Source organism: Actinacidiphila sp. bgisy167, from assembly GCF_057707665.1.
In genome coordinates this window covers 1-18,849 of record NZ_JBYIQP010000020.1, presented here as the reverse complement: position 1 = coordinate 18,849, position 18,849 = coordinate 1, and the positions used below count along the sequence as shown (strand labels likewise).

Annotated in this window: 11 protein-coding genes and 1 tRNA gene; 1 reads left to right on the top strand and 11 read right to left on the bottom strand. The window is 70.9% G+C overall.

Annotated elements, in window-relative coordinates; translation table 11 throughout:
• Window positions 1-300: 300 nt before the first annotated feature.
• The 9 genes from AC3ET4_RS10685 to AC3ET4_RS10645 all read right to left on the bottom strand — a co-directional run bounded on the left by AC3ET4_RS10685 (window position 301) and on the right by AC3ET4_RS10645 (window position 14,396).
• A complete protein-coding gene (locus AC3ET4_RS10685; RefSeq protein ID WP_431948426.1) occupies window positions 301-771 on the bottom strand; it encodes a Dps family protein in 471 nt (156 codons plus the stop codon).
• 212 nt (window positions 772-983) lie between these two features.
• Window positions 984-1,367, bottom strand: coding sequence for a helix-turn-helix domain-containing protein (locus tag AC3ET4_RS10680; RefSeq protein WP_089228334.1), 384 nt, complete (start codon window positions 1,365-1,367; stop codon window positions 984-986).
• Between the two features lie 90 nt (window positions 1,368-1,457).
• On the bottom strand, window positions 1,458-2,003 hold the full coding sequence (locus AC3ET4_RS10675) for a CinA family protein (protein ID WP_431948424.1): 546 nt from the start codon (window positions 2,001-2,003) through the stop codon (window positions 1,458-1,460).
• Window positions 2,000-2,737, bottom strand: a complete 738-nt coding sequence (gene pgsA / locus AC3ET4_RS10670) for a CDP-diacylglycerol--glycerol-3-phosphate 3-phosphatidyltransferase (RefSeq protein ID WP_431948422.1) — start codon at window positions 2,735-2,737, stop codon at window positions 2,000-2,002. Before pgsA ends, AC3ET4_RS10675 begins: the two co-directional genes overlap by 4 nt.
• Window positions 2,734-4,230: a 30S ribosomal protein S12 methylthiotransferase RimO gene (rimO, locus tag AC3ET4_RS10665; RefSeq protein ID WP_431948420.1), complete on the bottom strand. Its 1,497-nt coding sequence runs from the start codon at window positions 4,228-4,230 to the stop codon at window positions 2,734-2,736. The genes pgsA and rimO overlap by 4 nt, the downstream gene beginning before the upstream one ends.
• A 114-nt stretch (window positions 4,231-4,344) precedes the next feature.
• A complete protein-coding gene (locus AC3ET4_RS10660) occupies window positions 4,345-5,145 on the bottom strand; it encodes a helix-turn-helix domain-containing protein (RefSeq protein ID WP_431948418.1) in 801 nt (266 codons plus the stop codon).
• Between the two features lie 220 nt (window positions 5,146-5,365).
• The gene (locus AC3ET4_RS10655) at window positions 5,366-8,032 is read right to left on the bottom strand and encodes a DNA translocase FtsK (RefSeq protein WP_431948416.1); all 2,667 of its coding nucleotides are present in this window, start codon (window positions 8,030-8,032) and stop codon (window positions 5,366-5,368) included.
• Window positions 8,033-8,146: 114 nt separating this feature from the next.
• On the bottom strand, window positions 8,147-8,818 hold the full coding sequence (locus AC3ET4_RS10650) for a response regulator (protein ID WP_431948414.1): 672 nt from the start codon (window positions 8,816-8,818) through the stop codon (window positions 8,147-8,149).
• A gap of 265 nt (window positions 8,819-9,083) precedes the next feature.
• Window positions 9,084-14,396, bottom strand: coding sequence for a HAMP domain-containing protein (locus AC3ET4_RS10645; protein WP_431948499.1), 5,313 nt, complete (start codon window positions 14,394-14,396; stop codon window positions 9,084-9,086).
• Window positions 14,397-14,842: 446 nt separating this feature from the next.
• Here AC3ET4_RS10645 and AC3ET4_RS10640 point away from each other — a divergent pair, with 446 nt between their 5' ends.
• Window positions 14,843-17,458, top strand: coding sequence for a SpoIIE family protein phosphatase (locus tag AC3ET4_RS10640; protein WP_431948412.1), 2,616 nt, complete (start codon window positions 14,843-14,845; stop codon window positions 17,456-17,458).
• 70 nt (window positions 17,459-17,528) lie between these two features.
• Here the strand turns inward: AC3ET4_RS10640 and AC3ET4_RS10635 are convergent.
• Together AC3ET4_RS10635 and AC3ET4_RS10630 are read right to left on the bottom strand one after the other, a co-directional pair.
• Window positions 17,529-17,601, bottom strand: a tRNA-Thr gene (locus tag AC3ET4_RS10635).
• Between the two features lie 81 nt (window positions 17,602-17,682).
• Window positions 17,683-18,657: a DegT/DnrJ/EryC1/StrS family aminotransferase gene (locus AC3ET4_RS10630; protein ID WP_431948498.1), complete on the bottom strand. Its 975-nt coding sequence runs from the start codon at window positions 18,655-18,657 to the stop codon at window positions 17,683-17,685.
• Between the last annotated feature and the right edge of the window lie 192 nt (window positions 18,658-18,849).

Here is an 18,849-nt window from a genome sequence, read left to right as displayed (position 1 = left end):
CGGTCTCGTCGCTCAGCCGACCCGTCGACGCCCGTGCGGCCCGTACCCCGAAGACCCGGCCGGTGCCGCCGCCCGTCCGCCCCCACCACGGCACGCCCGAAAAGGACAGCAACGCCGGCACGGGGGTGTGAGCGGAACGCTCCACCCGTCTTCCGGTCGCGTTCCGGCCGGCCGGAAGGATTCCGGGATCCTTCCGCTACCCGATAACCCACGGCACGCCGTGAGACGCGCCGGCACACCTCGAAACCGTCGTTTCCGCAGTTCAGACACGTGTGAGTCACGTGCGAGGCCCTGATCGGGTCACACGTTCTCCGCCTGGAACATCCAGTGGTGCTTCTCGAGATCGGCGGCCAGGCCGATCAGGATGTCCTGGGTCACCGGATCGGGCTTCTCCGTCGCCTCGATCCCCGCGCGCACCCGCCTGATCACGGCGTCCAGTGCGGCGATCATGACCGCGACCACCTTGTCGTCCTTGATCCAGCCGTCCGACACCTCGTCGATCCTGCTGCCCTTGGACACCGTCCCGGCACGCCCGTCGGGCGTGACGCCGATGGCGGCCGCCCGTTCCGCGACGGTGTCGGCGTAGGTCCGCGCGGTGGTCACCACGTCGTCGAGCTGAAGGTGGATGGACCGGAACCGCGCCCCCACAACGTTCCAGTGCACCTGCTTGGCGACGAGCGACAAGTCAATGAGGTCGCTGAGGGTGTGCTGGAGCGCCTCGCCCACGATCCGGCGGTCGGCCTCGGGCAGCGTGCTCTTCACGAATGTCATGCCGCTCCTCCTCGGGAATTGCTCACGTAGCGGGACCGCCTCTCGGCGGAACCCGTCATATGAGCGCCTTCCCCGGATCCGCGAACCAAACGCCGCCGACCCACCGACACCGACGGACCGACCGACACCGCCGCCCGCCGCCCCCGGACACACCATGGCCCCGGCCGGTGGTCCACCGGCCGGGGCCATGGTTCGGAACCGCTTGGTGTCGCTCAGGCCGCGACGACGTCCACGGCCTCGGTGGGCGCCTTCGGCGCCTTGATGGTGACCCGCTCGTCCGGACCGGACGGTACGGACGGAACCGCGCCCAGCAGCGGCCGCATAGGCGCGGCTGCCGACTCGACAGCAGCCGACTCGGCAAGCTCGGCAAGCGCCAGATCGTCGCTGACCTCCCGCATCACCTCGGACATCGGGACGTCCAAGGCGTCACAGATCGCGGAGAGCAGTTCGGAGGAAGCCTCCTTCTGCCCTCGTTCGACCTCCGACAGATAGCCCAGGGAGACCCGGGCGGATGAGGAGACCTCACGCAGGGTGCGGCCCTGACGCTGGCGCTGCCGACGCAGCACGTCACCGAGCAGGCGACGGAGCAGAATCATCGGTGGCTCCCTCCTCGGACCGCGAATTCGCAACCTTCTCGCCCCACCGTACCGCCTCCGGCACCGGCCGTGCGGGGAGCGATGACGTGTTCACTCAGGGCTGCAAACATCCCTTCCCCCCGCCGTCTTCCCTACCCTCGCCGCCGCGGATCCGTCGGGGGTATCCCGGCCCTTCACAAGCGTCTGCCGCAGGAGGGTCAGAGCGGCGTTCACCGTGGTGGCACGGATGGTGGCGCGGTCGCCGTCCAACCGCAGTCCCTCGCACCGCGTGCCGGCCGGCCCGGCGACCGCCACATAGACCGTTCCGACCGGCTGCCCGTCCTGCGGATCGGGTCCGGCGACACCGGTGGTCGCCAGCCCCCAGTCGGCGCGCAGCACGCCCCGCACACCCACCGCCATCTCTCGCGCGACCTCGGGGTCGACGGCCCCACGTTCGGCCAGCAGCGTGCCGTCCACGCCCAGGACGTCCCGCTTCAGTTCGGTGGCGTAGGCGGTGACCGAGCCGCGGAAGCACCGGGAGGCGCCCGGCACCGAGGTCAACTCGGCCGCCACCAGGCCGCCGGTCAGCGACTCGGCGACGGCCAGCGACTCCTGCCGCGCCTGCAGCAGGCCCAGGACGTCGGCGGCGGTGTTCACGCGCCCGTTCCCTGCTCCTCCGGGAGCTCCAGCGGCGTGTCCTGCGCGAGCCTCCCCTCCGTCCCGGTCGCCCGCTCGTGCGCCCGGCGCGCGGCGTCCGCGCGCTGCGCGGCCCGTCCGGCCCGGCGCATGACGACCGCCTGGCGCACGTAGTCCAGGCCCGTCACGACGGTGAGCACCACCGCGGCGCCCATCAGCACCGCCCGCGACGTCGCCAGCGGCCCGGTGAGGACGAGGATGTACATGCCGACGGCGACGCCCTGGGTGAGCGTCTTCAGCTTGCCGCCGCGGCTGGCCGGGATGACGCCCCAGCGGATCACCCAGAACCGCATCAGGGTGATGCCCAGCTCGCGGAAGAGGATCACCGCGGTGACCCACCAGGGCAGGTCGCCGAGGGCGGACAGCCCGATCAGCGCCGCGCCCATGATCGCCTTGTCCGCGATGGGGTCGGCGATCTTACCGAAGTCGGTGACCAGCCCGTAGCGCCGGGCCAGCTCGCCGTCGAAGAGGTCGGTGATCATCGCGATGGCGAACGCCGCCCATGCGAAGGAGCGCCACGCCGGGTCGTGCCCGTCGTCGTGCACCAGCAGCACGACGAAGCCCGGCACCAGGAGCAGCCGCACCATCGTCAGGACGTTGGCGATGTTCCACAGCGAGGGCCGCCGGGCCGCGGCCGCCTGGACGGCGGGCGCGGTCCCGTGATCGCCGGCGGCGGACGCCGGGACTCCCGTCATCTGCGGGCCTCCTCCGTCGTGCCAAGCGGCTCCGCGACCAGGTCGACGCCTTCGGTGTCCACCACCTTCGCCGCGGCGAACGTACCGGGCGCCAGGCCCTCCTGTGAGGTCAGGACGACCTGGCCGTCGGTCTCCGGCGCCTGGTGGGCGGCGCGGCCGACCGCGCCCTCCTCCTCGTCCACGGACTCGACCAGCACGTGCACCGTGGAGCCGAGCCGCTCCTCGGCGCGCTGCGCGGTCAGCTCCTCGGCCAGCCGGGACACCCGGGCCAGCCGTTCGGCCACCACGTCCTCGTCGAGCTTGTCCGCGTAGCCGGCCGCCTCCGTGCCCTCCTCGTCGGAGTAGCCGAAGACGCCGATGGCGTCCAGCCTGGCCGCGCCCAGGAAACGCTCCAGCTCCTCGAGGTCGGCCTCCGACTCCCCCGGGAAGCCGACGATGAAGTTGGAGCGGACCCCGGCCTCCGGCGCCTTGGAGCGGATGGTCTCCAGCAGCTCCAGGAAGTGCTCGGTGTCGCCGAAGCGGCGCATCGCGCGCAGCACCCCGGGAGCGGAGTGCTGGAAGGACAGGTCGAAGTAGGGCGCGACCTTCGGCGTCGAGGTGAGCACGTCGATCAGGCCGGGGCGCATCTCGGCGGGCTGCAGATAGCTGACGCGCACGCGCTCGATGCCGTCGACGGCGGCCAGTTCGGGCAGCAGCGTCTCCAGCAGCCGGATGTCGCCGAGGTCCTTGCCGTACGAGGTGTTGTTCTCGCTGACCAGCATGATCTCCTTGACGCCCTGCTCGGCCAGCCAGCGCGTCTCTCCGAGCACGTCGGAGGGGCGGCGGGAGATGAACGAGCCCCGGAAGGAAGGGATGGCGCAGAAGGAGCAGCGGCGGTCGCAGCCGGAGGCCAGCTTCACCGAGGCGACCGGGCTGTCGTCCAGGCGGCGGCGCAGCGGGGCGCGCGGTCCGGAGGCGGGTGCGAGCCCCTCGGGCAGGTCCTCGGGCAGGTCCTGCGGGGCGGAAGCGGGCTCGGGGGCGGCCTGCGCGTGGCCGGGCAGCGCCACCTCACTCGCTGCCTGCCGGTCGGACGGGCTGATCGGAAGCAGCTTGCGGCGGTCGCGCGGGGTGTGCGAGGCGTGGATGCCGCCGGAGAGAATCGTCTGCAGGCGGTCGGAGATGTTCGCGTAGTCGTCAAAGCCGAGCACGCCGTCCGCCTCGGGAAGGGCCTCGGCCAGCTCCTTGCCGTAGCGCTCGGCCATGCAGCCGACCGCGACCACGGCCTGGGTACGGCCATGGGCCTTGAGGTCGTTGGCTTCCAGCAGGGCGTCGACGGAGTCCTTCTTGGCGGCCTCGACGAAGCCGCAGGTGTTCACGACGGCGACGTCGGCGGCGGCGGCGTCGTCGACGAGCTGCCACCCGTCCGCCGCCAGCCGGCCGGCGAGCTCCTCGGAATCCACCTCGTTACGGGCGCAGCCGAGCGTGACAAGAGCGACGGTACGGGGTTCGGACATAGGCTCAGCCTACTTTGTCCCCGACGGGGCTCCGACGCGCAGCGGCGCCCGGCGCCGGGACGGGTGTCCTGCGCCGGGCGCCGCGGTGTCCGTGCGCGCCCGTGGAAGGGGGCGTCACCCTGCTTCCGGATCGCCGGGGGTGAAGGCGAGGCGCTGGACCTGACCGGGGTCGCCCGCCGGCCCGAGGTCCTTGCCGTTGACGAAGAGGTCGACCGCGCCCGCGTTGCCGATGATCAGGTTGATCTTGCTCTTGTCGGTGAAGGTCTTGGAGTCGCCCGGCTCCAGACTGCCCTGGTAGAGCTGCTTCCCGTTGCTGCCCACCGCCTGGATCCAGCTCTTGGCGTTCGTGGCGGTGAGCTTGACGGTGACCTTGTCGGCCGGCGCGGCGGCGATCGCGCTGTCGGACTCCTCGGGCCTCGGTGTGGTGCTCGTGGTGTTGCCGGGCGTCGTGGCCGCCGGGCTCGCCACGCTCGGCTTGCCCGCCACGGGCTCCTTGCCGCCTTCCTCGCCGCCGTTGAAGAGGGTGAAGCCGACGAAGCCGACGACGCCGACGATCGCCGCCACCATGGCGGCGGTCCAGTTGGGGCGGCGCGGCTCGGGACGCATCCGCTCCGCCTCGTACAACGGGGCCACGGGCGTCGGGGCGGGCGCACCGCCGTGCTCCGCCGTGAACTGCTCGACCAGGGCCTCGGGATCGAGGCCCACGGCGCGCGCGATCGCACGAATGTGGCCGCGGGCGTACACGTCGCCGCCGCAGCGGGAGAAGTCGTCCTGCTCGATCGCGTGCACGATGGGCGCGCGTACACGCGTTGTGGTACTGACCTCCTCGACGGTCAGGCCCGCGGCGACGCGGGCCTGTGCGAGGGCACGACCGACCGGGATCCGGTCGTCGGGGGGCGGGTTGCCGATGGACACGGGGGCGCCTTTCGAGCGTCTAGCCACCTGCTGGAGACCCAGTCTAGGGGGGTGTGCAAACGGACGGGCAAGCGGGCGGGCGTGGTTTGTCGGCCATCAGGATTGCCGTCCTCACCGGCGCCGATGGCAGTCGGCCATACGCCTTCCTCCTGCAATAACTTGACGTGCGGGCAGGAGCAACGGTTGCGCGCGACCCACTTACGAGTGAGCCACGGAACGGCTACGAACCGGCCTCGCCGCGGAGCACCGCGAGCACGGAGTCCATCTCGTCCGGCTTGACCAGAACATCCCGGGCCTTCGACCCCTCGCTGGGGCCGACGATCCCGCGCGATTCCATCAGGTCCATGAGCCTTCCCGCTTTCGCGAAGCCGACACGCAGTTTGCGCTGGAGCATCGAGGTCGAGCCGAACTGCGTGGAGACGACCAGCTCCGCGGCCTGGCACAGCAGGTCCAGGTCGTCGCCGATCTCCTCGTCGATCTCCTTCTTCGGTCCCGAGCCGACGACCACGTCCTCACGGTAGGAAGGGGTCAACTGCGCCTTGCAGTGGGCGACGACGGCGTGGATCTCCTCCTCCGTGATGAAGGCGCCCTGCATGCGGACCGGCTTGTTCGCGCCCATCGGCAGGAACAGACCGTCACCCTTTCCGATCAGCTTCTCGGCGCCGGCCTGGTCGAGGATGACCCGGCTGTCGGCCAGGGAGGAGGTCGCGAAGGCAAGCCGGGAAGGCACGTTGGCCTTGATCAGACCCGTGACGACGTCGACGCTGGGCCGCTGGGTGGCCAGGACGAGGTGGATGCCGGCGGCCCGGGCGAGCTGGGTGATGCGCACGATCGCGTCCTCCACGTCGCGCGGCGCCACCATCATCAGGTCCGCGAGCTCGTCAACGATCACCAGCAGGTAGGGGTAGGGCGCCAGTTCCCGCTCGCTGCCCTCCGGCGGCTTCACCTTGCCGCCGCGCACGGCCGCGTTGAAGTCGTCGATGTGCCGGAAGCCGTAGGCGGCCAGGTCGTCGTAGCGCAGGTCCATCTCGCGCACGACCCACTGCAGCGCCTCGGCGGCCCGCTTGGGGTTGGTGATGATCGGGGTGATCAGGTGCGGGATGCCCTCGTACGCGGTGAGCTCGACGCGCTTGGGGTCGACGAGCACCATCCGCACCTCGTCGGGTGTGGAGCGTGCCAGGACGGAGGTGATCAGGCAGTTGATGCAGGACGACTTGCCCGACCCCGTGGCGCCCGCGACGAGGATGTGCGGCATGCGCGCGAGGTTGGCCATGACGTAGCCGCCCTCGACGTCCTTGCCGAGACCCACCGTCATCGGGTGCTCCTCGCCGGCGGCCTCCGCCGAGCGCAGCACGTCGCCGAGGTTGACCATCTCCCGGTCGCTGTTGGGGATCTCGATGCCGACCGCCGACTTGCCGGGGATCGGGCTGATGATCCGCACGTCCGGACTGGCCACGGCGTACGCGATGTTCTTGGCGAGGGCCGTGATCCGCTCGACCTTGACGGCCTGGCCCAGCTCCACCTCGTAGCGGGTCACCGTCGGTCCGCGGGTGAAACCGGTGACCCGCGCGTCGACCTTGAACTGCGAGAAGACGCTCGTCAGCGACTCGACCACGGCGTCGTTGGCGGCGCTGCGGGTACGTCCGGGACCACCGCGCTCCAGCAGGTCCAGGGACGGCAGGGCATAGGTGATGTCCCCGGACAACTGGAGCTGCTCAGCACGCGGCGGCAGCGCCGCGCCCCGCTCGGGCGGGGCGGCCTTGGTGAGGTCGGGCACGGCCGGCCCCGACGCCTCGGCGGCGCCCGGGGCGGCCTCGGACGCGTCCGCCTCAGCGGTGCCCCGGATCTGCGGCAGGGAGTGGCTGACGAGGTCCGCGACGACCGACGAGCCGGGCACTCCGTAGGTGAGGGCGCCGTCGAGGTCCGCGGCCACCCCGTAGGCGAGGTCGACGGCGCCCAGTCCGTCGCTGGGCGTCAGATCGGGCAGGTCCGTCTGCTCCTGGCGGCGCCTGGAGCGGCGGCGCGGCTTGTCGGCGGCCTCCGGGGAGCCGCTCCCCTCCTCCAGCAGGTCGCTGAAGGGCACCGCGTCCTCCTCGGCCTCGGCGGCGCCCTCCTGCTCCACCAGGCCCAGCCGGATGCCGAGTTCGCGCAGTCGGCGAGGGATGGCGTTGACCGGGGTCGCGGTGGTGACCAGCAGTCCGAAGAAGGCCAGCAGCGCCAGCAGCGCCACCGCCAGCGGCGCCCCGACGGTGTAGTCGAGGGGCGCGGACGCGGCCCAGCCGATCAGCCCGCCCGCGTCGCGGATCGCCTCGGTGCCCTGGCTGCGGCCCGGGGAACCGCAGCCGATGTGCACCAGGCCCAGCACACCGACGCTGAGGGCGGTCAGGCCGATGACGATGCGCCCGTTGGCGTCGGTCCTCTGCGGATGGCGCATCAGCCGCCACACCACGGCGCCGACGAGGAACGGCACGAGCAGGTCCAGCCGCCCGAACAGCCCGGTGACCAGTATCTCGACCAGCTCGCCCACCGGGCCGCGCAGATCCGACCAGGTGCCGGTGGCCACGACCAGCGCGAGGCCGAGCAGCAGCAGCGCCAGGCCGTCCTTGCGGTGCGCCGGGTCCAGTCCGCGTGCGCCGCGCCCGACGCCGCGAAAGAGGGCGCCCACGGTGTGCGCCAGGCCGAGCCACAGCGCCCGGGCGACCCGGTACACGCCCCCCGTCGGGGAGGGCGCGGGCTTGGCCGCCGGTTTCGGCGCCGCCTTGGCCGGCGGCTTCTTGGCAGGAGGCTTCTTGGCCGCCGCCTTCTTCACGGGGGCCTTCTTCCCCGCGGGCCTGGCCGCAGGTGTGGCGGCAGCCTTCTTGGCGGTGCCGGACGTACGTGAGGCCATGACGGTGAGGTTACCGCTCCGTCCCGCGCACGACACGTGGGACCACGCGTACCGCCATTCGTGTCGTGCCTCTGGCGCGCCAAGGATGACTTTGCATCATATGGCGCATCCGCTTCACTCTTGCGGGGGAATCTTCTTGTCGCCGCCGGCGCCCGGCTTCAGCGCGTCCAGCGCGCGGCGCAGCCCGGTCAGCTTGCGCTCCAAGTGGGCCGCCGTGGCCACCGCCGCGGCGTCCGCGGACTCGTCCAGCTGCTTGGACAGCGCCTCCGCCTGCTCCTCCACGGCGGACAGCCGTGAGGAGAGCTCCACCAGCAGGCCCACGGACTCCTTGCCGCCGCCGGACCCCGCGCCCTGTTCCAGTTGCAGCCGCAGCAGGCCCGCCTGCTCCCGCAACTGGCAGTTCTTCTTGTAGAGGTCGACGAAGACCGAGACCTTGGCGCGCAGCACCCACGGGTCGAAAGGCTTGGAGATGTAGTCCACCGCGCCGGCCGCATAGCCGCGAAAGGTGTGGTGCGGACCGTGGTTGATGGCGGTGAGGAAGATGATCGGGATGTCCCGGGTACGCTCTCGCCGCTTGATGTGCGCCGCGGTCTCGAACCCGTCCATGCCCGGCATCTGGACATCGAGCAGGATCACCGCGAAGTCGTCGGTGAGCAGCGCCTTGAGCGCCTCCTCCCCGGACGATGCCCGCACCAGCATCTGATCGAGCGCGGAGAGGATGGCCTCCAGCGCCAGCAGATTCTCCGGCCGGTCATCGACCAGGAGGATCTTGGCCTTCTGCACCATGGCCCGCCCTCCTCGCCCCGGCACTGCACCGGTCGCCGCCCCCATGGACGACTCCTGAGCGCCGTCCGTCCTTGTGCCGGTCATGGTAGCCGTACCCCGCGTCCGCCACACCCTGTCACCGCCATGTCACTGCGCACGTAGCCGAAACGAAAGCGGAGTCCAGAAGGTTCCCGGACTCACGCACTTCCACACCTGTCCGCACACACGGCTCAGGGGCGGCTCACCGCCCGTCGCCGCCCGGTCGCCGGGAGGTGACGGGGCGGCGTCACCTGGACCGCATCCACTGCTCCATCTTCGCCAGCAGGTGATCGGTGTCCACCGGCTTGGCCACGTAGTCGGACGCCCCCGACTCGATGCTCTTCTCCCGGTCTCCCTTCATCGCCTTCGCCGTCAGCGCGATGATCGGCAGCCCGGCGAACTGGGGCATCCTGCGGATCGCCGCCGTCGTCGCGTAGCCGTCCATCTCGGGCATCATGATGTCCATCAGGACCACCGCGACGTCGTCGTGCTGCTCCAGGACCTCGATCCCCTCCCGGCCGTTCTCTGCGTACAGCACGGTCAGTCCGTGCTGTTCCAGCACGCTGGTGAGGGCGAACACATTGCGGACGTCGTCATCGACGATGAGCACCTTCTCGCCGCTGAAGCCGCCCGCGAAGCCGGTGTAGGCGTCGCTGTGCGCGCCCTCCGCCCACGGCTCGGACAGCGCGTGGCGCTCCGCCGGGCCGGCCGCCGCGGGCCGCTGCGCCGCCGAACGCCGGCGCAGCCTGGCCAGGCTGCTGCCCGCGCCCCGGCCGCGCACCGCCATGTGGCCGTGCGCCGGGACGGGCAGCGACTCGGCCGGCGCCCCCTCGACGTCCTCGGCCTCGGCGGAGGGGAGTTGCGGGTAGCCCTGCGGCGGCAGATCGGTGGTGTTGAGCGGCAGATACAGGGTGAAGGTCGAGCCACGGCCGGGCTGGCTGTCGGCGTGGATCTCGCCGCCGAGCAGCCGGGCGATCTCCCGGCTGATCGACAGGCCCAGGCCCGTACCGCCGTACTTGCGGCTGGTGGTGCCGTCCGCCTGCTTGAACGCCTCGAAGATGACCCGCATCTTGCTCGCCGCGATGCCGATGCCCGTGTCGGTCACCGAGAAGGCGACCAGCGGCTCGTCCGCGTCCCGCAGCGAACCGGACTCCAGCAACTGCTCCCGGATCGCCTGCGGCACGTCGGGGCCGGCGGGGCGGATGACCAACTCGACCGAACCGCTGTCGGTGAACTTCACCGCGTTCGACAACAGGTTGCGCAGCACCTGCAGCAGCCGCTGCTCGTCGGTGTGGAGCGTCGCGGGAAGCTCGGGGGAGACCCGCACCGAGAAGTCCAGGCCCTTCTCCGCGGTGAGCGGGCGGAAGGTGGCCTCCACGTAGTCGACCAGCTGGACCAGGGCGATACGGGTCGGGCTGACGTCCATCTTGCCCGCCTCGACCTTGGACAGGTCCAGGATGTCGTTGATGAGCTGCAGCAGGTCGGAACCGGCGCCATGGATGGTCTCGGCGAACTCGACCTGCTTGGGCGAGAGGTTGCCCTCGGCGTTGTCCGCGAGCAGCTTCGCCAGGATCAGCAGCGAGTTGAGCGGGGTGCGCAGCTCGTGCGACATGTTGGCCAGGAACTCGGACTTGTAGCGCATCGAGACCGCCAGCTGCTCGGCGCGCTCCTCCAGGACCTGCCGCGCCTCCTCGATCTCCGTGTTCTTCACCTCGATGTCCCGGTTCTGGCGGGCCAGCAGCTCCGCCTTCTCCTCCAGCTCCGTGTTGGACATCTCCAGCTGCTTCTGCCGGTTCTCCAGCTCCGCCGAGCGCTCGCGCAGCTGCTCGGTCAGCTCCTGCGACTGCTCCAGCAGGTACTCGGTCTTGGTGTTCACGCTGATGGTGTTCACGCTGACCGCGATCATGTCGGTGATCTGGCCCAGGAAGTCCTTCTGGATCTGCGTGAACGGCTGGAAGGAGGCCAGCTCGATCACCCCGAGCACCCGGTCCTCGAAGACCACCGGCAGCACGATGACATGCGCCGGCGACGCCTCGCCGAGACCCGAGGTGATCTTCAGATAGCCCGGCGGCACGTCCTCCACCAGGATCGAGCGCTTCTCGATCGCCGCCGTGCCGATCAGCCCCTCCCCCGGCAGGAACACCGTCGGCATCGTCCGCTTGGAGAAGCCGTACGAGCCGCACAGCCTCAGCTCGTAGCCCTCCTCGTGCTCCTCCCCGCCGGCCGGCTCCTCCGCGATGAAGAAGGCCCCGTGCTGGGCGGAGACCACCGGCGTCAGCTCGCTCATGATGAGCGCCGCCACGTCGTTGAGATCCCGGCGGCCCTGCATCAGGCCGGAGATGCGGGCGAGGTTGCCCTTGAGCCAGTCCTGCTCCTTGTTGGCGAGCGTGGTCTCGCGGAGTCGGACGATCATGGTGTTGATGTAGTCCTGCAGCTCCAGGATCTCGCCCGCCGCGTCCACGTCCGTGCGGATGTTGAGGTCGCCGCGGGTCACGGCGGTGGCCACCTGGGCGATGTTGCGCACCTGACGGGTCAGGTTGTTCGCCATCAGGTTCACCGACTCGGTGAGGTCCTTCCAGATGCCGGACACGCCCGGCACCCGCGCCTGACCGCCCAGGCGGCCCTCCGTGCCCACCTCGCGGGCCACCCGGGTCACCTGGTCGCCGAAGGCCGACAGCTGGTCGACCATCGTGTTGATGGTCGTCTTCAGCTCCAGGATCTCGCCGTGCGCGTCGACGTCGATCTTCTTGGACAGGTCGCCGCGGGCGACCGCCGTGGTGACCATGGCGATGTTGCGGACCTGGCCGGTCAGGTTGGAGGCCATGTTGTTCACCGACTCGGTGAGGTCCTTCCACGAGCCGGACACGCCCGGCACCCGCGCCTGACCGCCGAGGATGCCGTCGGTGCCCACCTCGCGGGCCACCCGGGTCACCTCGTCGCCGAAGGCGGAGAGCGTGTCGACCATCGTGTTGATGGTCTCGGCGAGCTGGGCCACCTCGCCGCGTGCCTCGACGGTGATCTTCTTGGTGAGGTCGCCGTTGGCGACGGCGGTGGCGACGGAGGAGATCGAACGCACCTGGCTGGTCAGGTTGTTGGCCATCAGGTTGACGTTGTCGGTGAGGTCCTTCCAGATGCCGGAGACGTCCCGCACCCGCGCCTGGCCGCCCAGTTGGCCCTCGGTGCCCACCTCGCGGGCCACCCGGGTCACCTCGTCGGCGAACGCGGAGAGCTGGTCGACCATCGTATTGACGGTGGTGACCAGGGCGAGGATCTCGCCCTTGGCGTCGACGGTGATCTTCTTGGACAGGTCGCCCTGGGCGACGGCGGTGGTGACCTCGGCGATGTTGCGCACCTGCATCGTGAGGTTGTTCGCCATGAAGTTGACGGACTGCGTCAGGTCCTTCCAGGTGCCCGACACGCCCTTCACCTCGGCCTGACCGCCCAGGATGCCCTCGGTGCCGACCTCGCGGGCCACCCGGGTCACCTCGTCGCCGAAGGCCGACAGCTGGTCGACCATGGTGTTGAGGACGTTCTTGAGCTCCAGGATCTCGCCGCGCGCGTCGACGTCGATCTTCTGCGACAGATCGCCGCGGGCCACCGCCGTGGCCACCTGGGCGATGTTGCGGACCTGCGCGGTCAGGTTGCCCGCCATGCCGTTCACGGAATCGGTGAGGTCGCGCCACACGCCGGCCACGCCCGGCACCTGCGCCTGGCCTCCGAGCCGGCCCTCGGTGCCGACCTCGCGGGCCACCCGGGTCACCTGCTCGGCGAAGGAGGACAGCTGGTCGACCATCGTGTTGATGGTGTTCTTCAGCTCCAGGATCTCGCCGCGCGCGTCGACGTCGACCTTCTGCGACAGATCGCCGCGCGCCACCGCTGTCGTCACCTGGGCGATCTGGCGGACCTGCGAGGTGAGGTTGCCCGCCATGAAGTTGACGGAGTCCGTGAGCTCCTTCCACACCCCGCTCACGCCGTCGACGCGGGCCTGACCGCCGAGGCGGCCCTCCGTGCCCACGTCCCGGGCCATGCGCGTGACCTGTCCGGCGAAGGAGGACAGCTGGTCCACCATGCGGTTCACGGTGTTCTTCAGCTCCAGCATCTCGCCGGAGACGTCGACCGTGACCTTCTGCGACAGGTCGCCGTTGGCGACCGCCGTCGTCACCTGCGCGATGTTGCGGACCTGGCCGGTCAGATTGCGGAACGCGGTGTTCACCGAGTCCGTCAGGTCCTTCCACAGACCCGCCGCACCCGGCACCTGCGCCTGACCGCCCAGCTCACCTTCGACACCGACCTCACGCGCCACCCTGGTCACTTCGGCGCCGAAAGCCGACAGCTGGTCGACCATCGTGTTGACGGTGTTCTTCAGCTCCAGCATCTCGCCGGAGACGTCCACCGTGACCTTCTGCGACAGGTCGCCGTTGGCTACCGCCGTCGTCACCTGCGCGATGTCGCGCACCTGGCCGGTCAGATTGCGGAACGCGGTGTTCACCGAGTCCGTCAGGTCCTTCCAGGTGCCGGCGGCACCGGGCACCTGCGCCTGACCGCCGAGCCGGCCCTCCGCGCCGACCTCGCCCGCGACCCGGGTCACCTCGTCGGCGAAGGTGCGCAAGGTCTCGGTCATCGCGTTGACGGTCTCGGCGAGCTGCGCGACCTCGCCGCGCGCGCCGATGGTGATCTTCTGCGACAGGTCGCCGTTGGCGACCGCGGTGGTCACCTGCGCGATGTCGCGCACCTGGGCGGTGAGATTGCCGGCCATCAGGTTGACGGAGTCCGTGAGGTCCTTCCACACCCCGTCGACGCCGGCCACCTTGGCCTGCCCGCCCAGCTGCCCCTCGGTGCCCACCTCGCGCGCGACGCGGGTCACCTCGGCGGCGAAGGAGGAGAGCTGGTCGACCATCGTGTTGACGGTGTTCTTCAGCTCGAGCATCTCGCCGTCCACGTGCACGGTGACCTTGCGCGACAGGTCGCCCTTGGCGACCGCCGTCGTGACGAGAGCGATGTCGCGGACCTGCGCCGTCAGACGGGACGCCATGGTGTTGACCGAGTCGGTGAGGTCCTTCCAGGAACCGGACATGCCACGCACCCGCGCCTGACCGCCCAGCTTGCCCTCGGTGCCGACCTCGCTCGCCACCCGGGTCACCTCGTCGGTGAACGTGGAGAGCTGGTCCACCAGCCCGTTGACGGTGCGGCCCACCTTGAGGAACTCTCCGCGCAGCGGGTGCCCGGACCCGTCGGCGCCCTGCGAGCGCAGGTCCATCCGCTGCTCGAGGTCGCCCTCCGCGACCGCCGACAGCACCCGGCCGACCTCGGACACCGGGCGTACGAGATCGTCGACGAGCGCGTTGGAGGCGTCGATGGCCGCCGCCCAGGCGCCCTCGCACGTTCCCGTCTCCAGGCGCTCGGCGAGCTTGCCCTCGCGGCCCACGACCCGCCTCACCCGCGCCAGCTCCCCCGTCAGGTGCTGGTTGCGGTCGGCCACCTCGTTGAACACCGCGGAGATCTCCGCCATGAGCCCGTCGCCGGTGACCGTCAGCCTCTTGCGGAAGTTGCCGTCCCGCATGGATTCGAGCGCGGACAGCAACCGGTGCAGGGCCGCCGAGTCGACCTCCACCGTCCCCGCGCCGGCCCCGCTCGGACGCGACCGCACGTTCTTGACCCGTGCGGTACCGCCCCGCTTCGCCGCGGATGCCGCGCCGCCTCGCGCCGATGCGCCAGACTCCACCGTGTCCCTCCCGGAGGGTCGACCGACCTGCAGGTGCCTCGTTCAGGCATGACCAGTGTTTCACCATGCCCGGGCCCGGCCATAACAGTTCGGCAGCATCGCATATGACCGGCGTCACGATCGGGGCAGGAACACGCCCAACCGGCACACATGCGGTCGCCGGGGGTAAGTAACCTGGCATGCGGTTGCCCACCTTGGGCCGGGCGTACACCTCGAAGTGGGGGCCGGTGGTGACAGTACAGCGGACGACAAACGGTGACGTCCCGGGACAAACAAGGAGATCAGTGATCACGGCGCGCGCGGCGGCCACCTTCGAACCCGTGGGACGCTCGGTCGCCACCGCACGCGCGTTCGTCCGGGACACCCTCCAGGGATGGGGCTTCTCCGAGGTGGTCGACGACGCCGTCGTCCTCACCAGTGAACTCGTCACCAACGCCGTCGTCCACGCCGGCACCGCGGCGGACGTCCGGTGTCTGCGCTTCGAGTCCGCCGTACGGATCGAGGTCGCCGACCGCTACCCCGAACGCGAGCTCCCGCTCCACGACGCCAAGAAGCAGGTCCACCCCGACCACGAGGGCGGCCGCGGGCTGCTCCTGTGCTCGGCGCTGGCAAGCCGCTGGGGCGTGGAGTACACCTCGGCCGACAAGCAGGTCTGGTTCCGCCTCGACCTCCCCCGGCGCCCCGCGGGAACCCGCTCGGCCGGACCGGCCCTGCCGGTCCAGGCGCTGCCGCTGGCCGACGAACGGGTCCGCGTCGCCGTCGTCCAGGTCGACCGGGACGGCATCATCACCCGCTGGAACCAGGACGCCGCGGAACTCTTCGGCCACCCCGGCGACCAGGTCACCGGCAAGCCCCTCGGCGACTTCGCCGCCTGGCCGCAGACCCCGGGCACCGGACACGGCATCGCGGAGGCACTGCGGCTGTCCCGCTGGGAGGGCAGCTACGGCGTCCGCGATGCCGACGGCCGGATCCTCCCCGTCTACGGCACGCACCTGCGGGTGCGCGACTCCTCCGGAGATCCGTCCACCGTGTGCCTGCTGGTGCGCGAGGGCGAGCGCGCCGTCCTGCAGAACCCGGGGCGCGGCATGGTCGCCGTCGAGGGCGGCGTCGAACGCGGCAAGGCCGTGGACCCTTTCGAGTCCTTCATCGGCTCCCCCGCGCCCGACGACCTCGACGGGCTGCTGCAGCGCACGGTCGAGCGCGCCCGCGACATGCTCGACGGCGACGCCGCCTACCTGCTGCTCGCCACCGACGACGAGACCGAGTTGGAGGTGCGGGCCTCCACCGGCCTCCCGTCCGCCCGGCAGCGCTTCGCACGCGTCCCCGTCGAGGCCGGCACCGGTCGCTACGGCAGCGCCCGCATGCCCGCCGTCCACGAGGACCTCACAGCGGTGCCCGGGGCCGTCCCGCTGCTCGCCGGCACCGGCATGCGCTCCGTGGTCACCGTCCCCCTCAAGGTCGAGGGCCGCCTCACCGGCTCGCTCGGCGTGGCCGCGGAAAGCCCCGGCCGCTACACCAACGAGGAGGCGTTGCGACTGCAGTTCGCCGCCGACCGCATCGCGCTCGCGGTGGAGAGCGCCCGCCTCACCGAGCTCGAACGGCTGCGCCGCGGCTCGCTGTCCTTCCTGGTCGAGGCCTCCGACCTGCTGGCGGGCACCTTGGAACGCGACCAGACGCTGGCCCTGATGGCCCAGATGACGGTGCCCACCCTCGCCAACTGGTGTGCCGTGTACACGATCGCCGACCAGTCCTCGGAGCCCGAGCTCGCCTTCGTCCTCCACGAGGACGAGGACCGCATCGACGGCATCAAGGCCCTGCTCTCCCGCCTCGCCCCTCCGGAGCCCGACCCCACCCCCGGGGCCCGGACGTGGACGGCCCCCACCGACGCCGCCCACTCCACGGCCCTGCGCGCCTCCCTGCGCAGCCTCGGCCTCGGCGAGGCCGGGCGGCCCGCTTCAGGGCCCGGCACGGCCCTGGCCACCGCTGCCGCCGTCGGCGGCGAGACGGTCGTCCTGCCGCTGGTGGCCCGCAACCGCGTCATCGGCATGCTCACACTCGGCAAGTCCGCCGACGAACGCTTCCGACAGGAGATCCTCGAACTCGCCGAGGACCTCTCCCGCCGCGCCGCCCTCGCCCTGGACAACGCCCGCCTCTACAGCGAGCGCACGGCCATCAGCCAGTCCCTCCAGCGCAGCCTGCTGCCGCCCGGCGTGCCGGCGATCCCCGGCGTCGAGGTCGAGGTCGTCTATCGCGCGGCCGGTGAGGGCAACGAGGTCGGCGGCGACTTCTACGACGTGTTCCCCATCAGGGACGGCTGCTGGGGCTTCGCCATCGGCGACGTGTGCGGCACGGGCCCCGAGGCCGCGGCCGTGACCGGTCTCGCCCGGCACGCGCTGCGTCTGCTCGCCCGTGAGGGCTTCAGCGGCCCTTCGGTGCTGGAGCGACTCAACGCGGCCATTCTGGACGAGGGGGCACGAAGCCGCTTCCTCACCTTGCTCTACGGCGAGATGTGGCCGCAGAGCGACGGCAGCGCCCTCCTGAAGGTCGTCTGCGCCGGTCACCCGCTGCCGCTGCGACTGCGGCAGAACGGCGTCGTGGAACCCGCCGCGGAACCGCAGCCGCTGCTGGGCGTCATCGAGGACCTCGAACTCGTCGAGCAGAGTGTGACCCTCGACCCCGGCGACGTCCTGCTCTGCGTCACCGACGGCGTCACCGAACGCCGCGAGGGCGCCCGTATGCTCGGCGACGACGGTCTCGCCGACGTCCTCGCGACCTGCACCGGCCTCACCGCCGGAGCCGTCGCCGCCCGCATCCAGCGGGCCGTGGAGCGCTTCGCGTCGGACGCGCCCTCGGACGACATGGCCATCCTGGCGATGCGCGTCCCGGAACTGCCGGTTTGACGGGGCCGGTCCCACAGCGCACGGAAACAGGAAAGGCCCCCGCCATCGGGCGGGGGCCTTTCCTCTTCAGAGCCCCAATACGGAATCGAACCGTAGACCTTCTCCTTACCATGGAGACGCTCTGCCGACTGAGCTATTGGGGCGCGTCGACGTGAAGGATCTTAACCCATGCACGCCCTGGTCCGGAAATCCGCTCGACGCGCGGCCGGCCCGAAGGCCACGGCTCAGAGCAGACCGCCGAGCGTGTTGCACGCCGTGGCCAACCGCTCCAACTCCTTCTCCGTCAGCCCCGGGTGGACGGGCAGCGACAGCGTCTCGCCGGCCGCCTTCTCCGTCCTGGGCAGATACGAGCTCGACCGGTACTCCGGCATACGGTGCAGGGGCGTCCGGATACTGACGTCCGCCCGCACGCCCCGGCCGGCCAGAGCCATGGCGAACGCGTCCCGGTCCGGCCTTCCGTTGCCCGGTATGCGGACCGTGTACCGGTGGTAGACGTGGTGGGCTCCGGGCTCCACATACGGCACGAGGACGCCGGTGAGCGCCGAGTCCAGGTACCGGCAGTTGGCCCGCTGCCTGGCCACGGCCCCGGGGAGCTTCGCCAACGACCCCCGGCCGGAAGCCGCCTTGGCGTCGGTCATCCTGGCCCTCATGTGCACGGTGTCCCGGAGCCGCTTGACCGCGCCGGCCAGTTCGGGGTGCTCCGTGGTCACCACGGCGCCCTCCTCGACGGCGAACACGCTCAGCGCGCCGTAGGTGCCCACCCGCCGTCCGGCCAGTGTCGCCGCCTGGGCCTGCGTGGCGTCCTCGACGATCGCCAGACCGTGCCGAGCCGCGACGTCGACGATCTGGTCCACGGCCGCGGGGTGTCCGAAGAGGTGCACTGGCAGGATCGCCGCCGTGAGGGGGGAGGTCACCGCGGCGACAGCCTCCGGGTCGAGGCAGAACGTTTGCGGGTCGATGTCGGCGAAGACCGGCACCGCACCGGCCTGCCGCACCGCTGCCGCGGTCTCCACCGGCGCGAACGACGGCAGGATCACTTCCTCGCCGGCACCGATGCCGAGCGACACCAGCGCCAGCCTCAGAGCGGAGGTGGTGGAATCCACGGCAACGGCATGACGCCCGTCCACCGCGGCTGAGAACTCGTCCTCCAGCGCGGCCACTTCCGCACCCCGAACCAGAGACTGCTGCATCAGGCTCACCTCCACGTACCCGGTCCGGCAAGGATTGCCGCAGCGGATGATGCGCTCCTGATCTGCACATGAACAGAGGGTGTGGATACGCCAAAAAGCGGTGCCCCCGGACCAGGTCCGGGGGCACCGCTTTCAATGATTGTTCGGCGGCGTCCTACTCTCCCACAGGGTCCCCCCTGCAGTACCATCGGCGCTGAAAGG